The 8,450-nt window shown below is 59.3% G+C and carries 7 protein-coding genes; 3 read left to right on the top strand and 4 right to left on the bottom strand.

Annotated elements, in window-relative coordinates:
• Positions 1 to 157: 157 nt before the first annotated feature.
• The 3 genes from gcvA to EGI20_RS02920 all read left to right on the top strand — a co-directional run bounded on the left by gcvA (position 158) and on the right by EGI20_RS02920 (position 4,465).
• Positions 158 to 1,048: a transcriptional regulator GcvA gene (gene gcvA / locus EGI20_RS02910; protein ID WP_498629476.1), complete on the top strand. Its 891-nt coding sequence runs from the start codon at positions 158 to 160 to the stop codon at positions 1,046 to 1,048.
• A gap of 76 nt (positions 1,049 to 1,124) precedes the next feature.
• The gene (acnA, locus tag EGI20_RS02915) at positions 1,125 to 3,467 is read left to right on the top strand and encodes an aconitate hydratase AcnA (RefSeq protein ID WP_498629478.1); all 2,343 of its coding nucleotides are present in this window, start codon (positions 1,125 to 1,127) and stop codon (positions 3,465 to 3,467) included.
• Positions 3,464 to 4,465 (top strand): class 1 fructose-bisphosphatase, encoded by a 1,002-nt coding sequence (locus EGI20_RS02920; protein ID WP_498629480.1) that lies wholly within the window; start codon positions 3,464 to 3,466, stop codon positions 4,463 to 4,465. Before acnA ends, EGI20_RS02920 begins: the two co-directional genes overlap by 4 nt.
• A gap of 67 nt (positions 4,466 to 4,532) precedes the next feature.
• On the opposite strand, the gene EGI20_RS02925 is transcribed toward EGI20_RS02920, so the two are convergent.
• The 4 genes from EGI20_RS02925 to EGI20_RS02940 all read right to left on the bottom strand — a co-directional run.
• Complete coding sequence (locus EGI20_RS02925; protein WP_498629482.1) at positions 4,533 to 5,759, bottom strand: argininosuccinate synthase; 1,227 nt, start codon at positions 5,757 to 5,759, stop codon at positions 4,533 to 4,535.
• Positions 5,760 to 5,883: 124 nt separating this feature from the next.
• Complete coding sequence (locus tag EGI20_RS02930) at positions 5,884 to 6,051, bottom strand: hypothetical protein (RefSeq protein WP_160797647.1); 168 nt, start codon at positions 6,049 to 6,051, stop codon at positions 5,884 to 5,886.
• Positions 6,052 to 6,230: 179 nt separating this feature from the next.
• Complete coding sequence (locus tag EGI20_RS02935) at positions 6,231 to 8,189, bottom strand: aminotransferase class I/II-fold pyridoxal phosphate-dependent enzyme (protein WP_498629484.1); 1,959 nt, start codon at positions 8,187 to 8,189, stop codon at positions 6,231 to 6,233.
• Positions 8,186 to 8,450: hypothetical protein (locus tag EGI20_RS02940; protein ID WP_498629488.1), on the bottom strand; the 265-nt coding region annotated here is incomplete at its 5' end. The genes EGI20_RS02940 and EGI20_RS02935, both read right to left, overlap by 4 nt.

Consider the following 8,450-nt stretch of genomic DNA (forward strand, 5'->3'; position numbering starts at 1 on the left):
TTGCTTAATTGTATTTGCAGATAATGCTGGCACACGGGGCGTCCAGCCTCCGGCGCACGGGGAAAACCCATTACACCGAGATGGCGTTAGCGTACGCGCTATGCCTCACAGATACAAAGGATTATTCGCCACAGTGTTTGTGAGATAAAATCACAGCATGAACACCTACCCACCCCTGAATGCACTGCGTATTTTCGAGGCGGCAGCAAGGCTGGAGAGCTTTTCTGCCGCCGCCGAAGAGCTGTTTGTCACGCATGGCGCTGTGAGCAAGCAGATCAAGCAACTGGAAGCCTGGCTGGGCGTTACACTATTTACGCGCAGCGGTGGTCGTGTGCGCTTAAGCGATGCCGGCTGGCGCTACCTGATTCAGGTACAGGACGGCCTGGACCTGATTGCCAACGCCACCAGCCAGTTGATGCAGGCCGACCGCTTGCGCCGCCTGACCATCAACGCGACGCCGACTTTCGCCATGTACTGGCTACTGCCCAGACTCAAGCGCTTTCGTGCCGCCTGCCCCGATATCGAGTTGCATCTGGTCAACTCGGACCGCGACATCAGCCGGCTGGATACCCCATTCGATATCGCCATCCGGCGCGGGCCCGGCGACTGGCCCGGCCATATTGCCAAGCCTTTTCTGGACGAATGGGAGTTGCCCTTGTGCCATCCCGACCTGTTAGGCAGCCATGCCATCCACAGCCCGGCCGATCTGGCCCGCCACACCCTGCTTTATGCCGACACCCGTCCGACCGCCTGGCAGCGCTGGCTGACCCTTGCCGGCGTACCCGAGCTTAAAGCTGCCCATACCTTGCACTTCGACCGCTTTTCTTTTGCACTGCAAGCGGCCGCAGAGGGCCTAGGCATTGTACTTGGGCCACGCCCGATGGCCGAGCGGCTGATCGCGCAAGGCACGCTGATCGCCCCGCTTAATGGCCCCGCCGTACCGGTACGCGGTTACTGCTGGGTCGCTCCGCGCGCCGCCATCAGCGACATGGCCATCAACGCCTTCTGCCAGTGGCTGGAACAGGAAGCGCAAACACCAAGCCCCTGATCTTTGGCGCAGCAGGCGCCTTGGCGCTCTAGACTTGAGTGATCGCGTCCAGATCGACCGTCCCCAGGAGCCTGCCATGCACCACCCCTACGCTGCGACCCGCCAAACCCTGTCCCTGAGTGATGGACGGGCTCTCGACTATTTCAGCCTGCCCTCACTGGAAGCTGCCGGCATCGGGTCGGTATCCACCCTGCCAATTTCCATCCGCATCGTGCTGGAATCGGTGCTGCGCCACTGCGACGGTCTGAAAGTCACGCCCGAGCACGTCAGGGCGCTGGCCAACTGGCAGCCAGGGGCCGAGCGTCACGGCGAGATTCCGTTTACCGTGGCGCGCGTTATTTTGCAGGATTTTACCGGCGTGCCGCTTCTGGCAGATCTGGCCGCCATGCGTAGCGTCGCCATCGAAATGGGGCTAGACCCCAGGCGCATCGAGCCTTTGGTGCCGGTCGACCTGGTGGTGGATCATTCGGTGATGGTTGACGAGTTCGCCAGCCCCCAAGCGCTCAGACACAATATGGAACACGAGTTTGCCCGCAACCGCGAGCGCTACCAGTTTATGAAGTGGGGCATGCAGGCCTTCGATACCTTCAAGGTTGTGCCGCCGGGCATAGGCATCGTGCACCAGGTCAATCTTGAGTATCTGTTTCACGGTTTGCGCGAGCAAGATGGCGTGGTCTTTCCCGATACCCTGGTCGGCACCGACAGCCATACCACCATGATCAATGGCGCGGGCGTAGTCGGCTGGGGCGTAGGCGGGATAGAGGCCGAAGCGGCCATGCTGGGACAACCGGTCTATTTATTGACACCCGACGTGGTCGGCGTCGAGCTTGATGGCCAGTTAGCCGAAGGCATCACTGCCACCGACCTGGTGCTCACCCTGACCCAGATGCTGCGCCACGAAAAAGTCGTCGGCTGCTTTGTCGAGTTTTTTGGCGCGGGTAGCGCCAGCCTGTCCGTCACCGACCGCGCCACCATCGCCAATATGGCACCGGAGTACGGCGCCACCATGGGCTTCTTTCCGGTAGACGACAATACGCTGACCTATATGCGCGGCACCGGTCGCCGCGAGGCCGACATTCTGGCTTTCGAAAGCTACTTCAAGGCACAAGGGCTATTCGGCATGCCCAAATCCGGTGATATCGCTTACAGCCGCACCCTGCAACTGGATCTGGCAAGCGTCACGCCCAGCCTTGCCGGCCCCAAGCGCCCGCAAGACCGTATCGGCCTTGCCGCGATGAAGGACAATTTCACCCTCTTGTTTTCTATGCCAACATCGGAAAACGGCTTTAACAAAGCACCGGCCGATCTCGCCAGACGCTACCCGCTGTCACAACAAGGAAGCGAGCAAAGCACAGACAATGGCCAGCGCCTGCAAGGCAAAAGCCTGGCGCGCGATGTTGTGGAAATGGTCGACAACCGCCCGACCCCGGACCATACCCCCTACGCAAACGGGCAAGGTGATCTGGGGCATGGCGACATCCTGATTGCCGCCATTACCAGCTGCACCAACACCTCCAACCCCGGCGTAATGCTGGCCGCCGGCTTGTTGGCGCAAAAAGCGGTGGCCAAGGGCCTGCAGGTTCATCCGCGCATCAAGACCAGCCTGGCGCCGGGCTCTCGCGTCGTCACCGCCTATCTGGAAGCGGCCGGCCTGCTTGCGCCTCTGGCCAAGCTGGGCTTTGCGCTGGCGGCCTATGGCTGCACCACCTGCATAGGCAACGCCGGGGACCTTTCCCCCGAACTCAACAACACCATTACCCGGCATGATCTGGTATGCGCGGCAGTATTGTCCGGCAACCGCAATTTTGAAGCACGCATCCACCCCAATTTGCGCGCCAACTATCTGACCTCGCCGCCTCTGGTGGTCGCTTTCGCCATCGCCGGGCGCGTCAATATCGACCTCACGCGCGATCCCTTGGGCACAGGCAAGGATGGCCAACCGGTTTACCTCAGGGACATCTGGCCGGAATCGGGCGAAATTGCGGCATTGATGGCCACCGCCTTCGACCCGGACACCTTCCGCCGGCTGTACGCCGATTTCACCCGCGACCACGACTTATGGAATGAAATCAGCGCGCCGCAAGGCGAAACCTATCCTTGGCCTGTCAGCAGTTATATCGCCCGCCCGCCTTTTTTCGACGGCTTTTCCATGCAAGAAAAACCCATCACCGACATTCGGGACGCCCGCACCCTGCTGCTGCTGGGCGACTCGGTCACCACCGACCATATCTCGCCGGCCGGTTCATTCGGCGAAACCACGCCCGCCGGGCAATACCTACTGTCTCTGGGTCTTAAGCGTGCCGACTTCAATAGCTACGGCAGCCGGCGCGGCTTCACTGCAAGACAGCCATCATCCCGCACGGGTATAATCCCGCGCAAAGCTAACCTGTCATCGTTAAAACACCCGAGGTTTTCATGAGCCGCACCTCCCTTTCCCGCTTCCTGATTGAACAGCAACGCAAGGCCGGCACGCTGCCGCCGGATCTGCGTCACCTGATAGAAACCGTCGCCCGCGCCTGCAAGGCGATCTCGCACTCGGTCAACAAAGGTGCGCTGGCTGGCATCCTGGGCGAAGCCGGCACCGGCAATGTACAAGGCGAAGCGCAGAAAAAGCTGGATGTGATCGCCAACGATGTCTTGCTGGAGGCCAATGAATGGGGCGGCAATCTGGCAGCAATGGCCTCCGAAGAGATGGAGTTGCCGTACTCGATTCCGGACGGTCTGCCGCGCGGACGCTATCTGATGCTGTTCGACCCGCTGGATGGCTCGTCCAATATCGACGTCAACATCTCGGTCGGCACCATCTTCTCGGTACTGGAATGCGACGAATCGGTCACCGGCCACCCGACCGAAGCCGACTTCCTGCAACCGGGCACACGCCAAGTTGCCGCCGGCTACACCGTCTACGGCCCGCAGACCATGCTGGTGCTGACTTTCGGCAACGGCGTATACGGCTTTACCCTGGACAGAGAAAACGGCAGCTTCGTATTGACCCACCCCGAGATGAAGATCCCGCAAGCAACCGGCGAGTTCGCCATCAATATGTCGAACATGCGTCACTGGGAAGCACCGGTGCAACGCTATGTGAGCGAGCTCCTGGCCGGCAAGACCGGGCCTTTGGCCAAGGATTACAATATGCGCTGGGTTGCATCCATGGTGGCCGAAGTTCACCGCATCCTGGTTCGCGGCGGCGTATTTATGTATCCGAAAGATGCGCGCGATCCGGCCAAGCCGGGCAAACTGCGCCTGATGTATGAAGGCAACCCGATGGCCTTTATCGTCGAGCAAGCCGGAGGCATGGCGACCAACGGCCACCAGCGTATTCTGGACATTCAGCCGGCCGCCCTGCATGAACGCGTCGCGGTATTCTTAGGCTCGAAAGAAGAAGTCGCGCGCGTGACTGCTTATCACAACTAAGCCTGCCCATACGAAAGCCCCGTACGCCTTGCAGCGTACGGGGCTTTGTTGTTTCTGCGCTTAAGTCTTAGCCGCGCTTGAGTTTGGCGTTGGCCGCGATACGCATCCGCAGTGCATTCAGGCGAATGAAGCCGGCTGCATCGGCGTGATTGTAAGCACCGCCGTCTTCATCGAAAGTCGCGATATTCGGGTCGAACAAGGAGTCAGTCTTGGACTCGCGCCCGACCACCATCACATTGCCCTTGTACAGTTTCAGGCGTACCCAGCCGTTTACCGTCGCCTGCGACGCATCAATCATGGTTTGCATCATCGCGCGCTCAGGACTCCACCAGTAGCCGGTGTAAATCAGCTTGGCGTACTTGGGCATCAACTCGTCCTTCAGATGCGCCACTTCACGATCCAGCGTGATCGACTCGATGGCGCGGTGCGCTTTGAGCATGATGGTGCCGCCCGGGGTTTCGTAGCAGCCACGCGACTTCATGCCGACATAACGGTTTTCGACGATGTCCAGGCGGCCGATGCCGTGCTTGCCGCCGATCTGGTTCAGCATAGTCAGCACCTGAGCCGGGCTCATGGCGACGCCGTTAATCGCGACGATATCGCCGTGCAGGTATTCAAGCTCCAGATATTCTGCCTGATCCGGTGCACTCTCCGGCGAGTTGGACCACAGCCACATATCTTCTTCCGGCTCGGCAGCCGGGTTTTCCAGCGCCAAGCCCTCATAGGAGATATGCAGCAAGTTGGCATCCATCGAGTAGGGGCTGGCACCGCTCTTGCGCTTGCTGATATCGATACCGTGGGTTTCGGCGTAGGCCAGCAGCTTTTCACGCGAGAGCAGATCCCATTCGCGCCACGGGGCGATCACATGGATATTGGGCTGCAGCGCGTAGTAGCCCAGCTCGAAACGCACCTGATCATTGCCCTTGCCGGTGGCACCATGGCTGACCGAATCGGCCCCCACCGCACGCGCAATTTCGATCTGGCGTTTAGCGATCAGCGGGCGGGCTATAGACGTGCCCAGCAGATACTCGCCTTCATAGACGGTATTGGCACGGAACATCGGGAACACAAAGTCGCGTACGAACTCTTCGCGCAGATCATCGATATAGATGTTCTCCGGCTTGATCCCCAGCGCAATGGCTTTCTGGCGTGCCGGTTCAACTTCCTCGCCCTGGCCGATGTCGGCGGTAAAGGTGACGACTTCACACTGGTAGGTATCCTGCAGCCATTTCAGGATAACGGAGGTATCCAGGCCGCCGGAGTAAGCGAGTACCACTTTTTTGATGCTGTTCATTGTCTTGTCTTTCAGAAGTCTTGGCTGTTTGCGCCTTGTGCGGCAGGCAAACAAAACCCGGTTGGATGAAGCTATTCCCTGTGTCCCGGCAGTCGCATGGGCGACTTACCGGTCACGCAAGGTGTCAGGCCGAATTTTTGCCGAATACCATGGGCGCACCCTGACCCGGCAGCGGACGATAGAGTTCGCCCGCGATGCTTCGTCGTCGCAGCAGCCCGACCCGTTCGCAAGCACCAAGGCCTGCGGCAGATAAAGGGGTACTGGATTTCAGGTACTGCCATGGCTCTTTCATCAGATCTTCCAAAAAACGGCAGTCATGCCAGCACGCGGCAGGTCACGACGGCACTTTGCGATACGCAAGATTCAAGTTGTTCACGTCCAGATGCCGACAATCCCAAACAATGCATCGGCATGTTTTATAGAATTGCGACAGTTATATATGTATCCCAATTCATAAGGCGTGGCAAGCACTCATGACATATTTATATTGCAGTGCACCCTGGAAAGCTCTTCCTCACCGAGCACGCGGATGGCCATTTCCCCTTGCAAATCAGCGAGTCCATGCATTTCTATCCCTTTTTGTGCCTTCATCAGGCGCGCAAGGTAGGTCAGCACGCTTTCATCTATCAGCTGGCCGGGCACCAGCACCGGTATACCCGGTGGATAAGGCACGATCTGGTCGCAGGCGACACGACCGATCAAGGCACCATTCGGACGACCCTCGTCGTCAAACAGCGCCAGACGCTCTCCGGCTTCGTAATAGGCCTCGCGCGGCAAGCAGGCCAGACGGGTAAAACGCGGCATCTCGGGCAGGCGCACCAGCGGGCGCGGCGGTTTTTGTGCGCGCGCCAGACGCAGCATGGCATCCATCAGGCGCGACACCTTGCTCTTGGTCGTCCCTATGGTCAGCAAGAGCGTCAGGGTGTTGAACGTCGATTTTTCAACCTGAATATTGAAACGCTCGAATAATTCGCGCTGCAATTCCCCTGCACCATAACCCGAGCGCGAGATATCGATGGTCAGCTTGGTCGGATCCAGCCGGACACCATCACCCTTCACCTCCTCCGGCAGCAACTCGTCCAGCCCCAGCACCCGGAACACGCCCGTGGCATCAATTTTAAGGCGCAGCTCTTCCGCCAGCTTCAGCGTGCGCGCCAGCAGGCGGTAGCCCTCCATCTGCGCCTGCTTACGCGCCACATCCAGACTGGCAATCAGGTTGTACTGCGGGCTGGTCGAAGCGTGCATATTGAAGTTTTCGCGAAACAGATGTGCATCAAAGTCCGGGTCGTTGACATGGATCATGCTGGCCTGCGAAAACGCCGACAGGACCTTGTGCGTACTTTGCGTCGCGTAATCGGCCCCCGCCTCCATCGCGGTCGGACGCAAAGCGGGGTGAAAACGCGCATGGCCGTACCAGGCTTCATCGATAATCACCTTGATGCCAGCCGCGTGTGCGGCCTCGATGATGGGTGCCAGGTCATAACGCAGACCGTCGTAGGTACATGAAGTCAGGATCAGTACCCGCGCATCCGGATTGTCGGCCATCGCCTGAAAAATGGTGGCCTTGGGCACGGGCCCGAAGATGCCGTACTGGCGATTGACTGAAGAATCGAGATAAACCGGTCGTGCGCCGGACAGGATGACGCCGTGGTGTACCGATTTGTGGCAGTTACGGTCCAGCAGCAGTTTGTCACCCGGTGCCAGCAACGTCTGGAAGATGACCTTATTCGAAGTCGACGTGCCATTGGTGGCGAAATAGGTTTCGCGCGCACCAAACGCCTTGGCCGCCAGCGCTTGCGCTTCGGCAATCACCCCGGTCGGGTGCATCAGCGAGTCCAGCATGGGCACCGACACCGACAAATCGGCACGCAGCATGTTCTCGCCGACAAACTCGTGAAAATCTCCGACCCACGGACTGCCGCGCAAGGACTCGCCGCCACAGTGGCCCGGCGTATGCCAGGAATCCTTGGCCATGGAAACATAGCGCCGTAAAGCGTCGTAAAAAGGCGTTGCCGACTTCTCGGCAAGCTCGGCACTCAGAATGCGAAACCACCCCGGATAATCCGCCTCGTCCCGATAGAAATAGCCGCTCAGCGCATGACTGGCCAGCTCGTCTATCTGCAGCTTTTCGTCCTCGTCCCCCAGCAAGACATAACACGACAACTCCGGGCGGTACTCGCCGATCGCATTAAGCAGCGCCACCACATCACCATAGGAGCCGCCGCTCTGCAAATAACGGTCAACCAGCACCATCTGCAGCTCGCCATCTGCGGCAATATCCGCCAGCGCATTTTGTGGCGACGCCGCCGTGGAAAAACACAGGCCAAAAAGGTTGGGAAGCGTCTGTGCGGCCAGTTGCAGCCCCTTGCTCATGGCGCGGGCCAGCACCGCATCGTGACTGACGATCAACACGCGACTTACAGGATTCATTCTGGTTCTCCTGCGAACGTAGGCGGCAGCAACCGCACCATCTCGTCCAGCTTCATTATTGTGACAATCAATGCCGTTTGGCTATCGTATCCAGTTGTGGGGGCGCCGTCATTTTGCGACCGCACATAGCCCCCATACGTTACAATCGCGCCATGCTTACCGATGCCGAAAAAGACGCGATCCGCGACCACTACAAAACCTTGTCCGACAACCTGCCCGGATTCCGTCCACGCGCTGCCCAGCGCCGTATGCTGGCTGAAA

It is taken from the genome of Aquitalea sp. S1-19 (assembly GCF_024343515.1).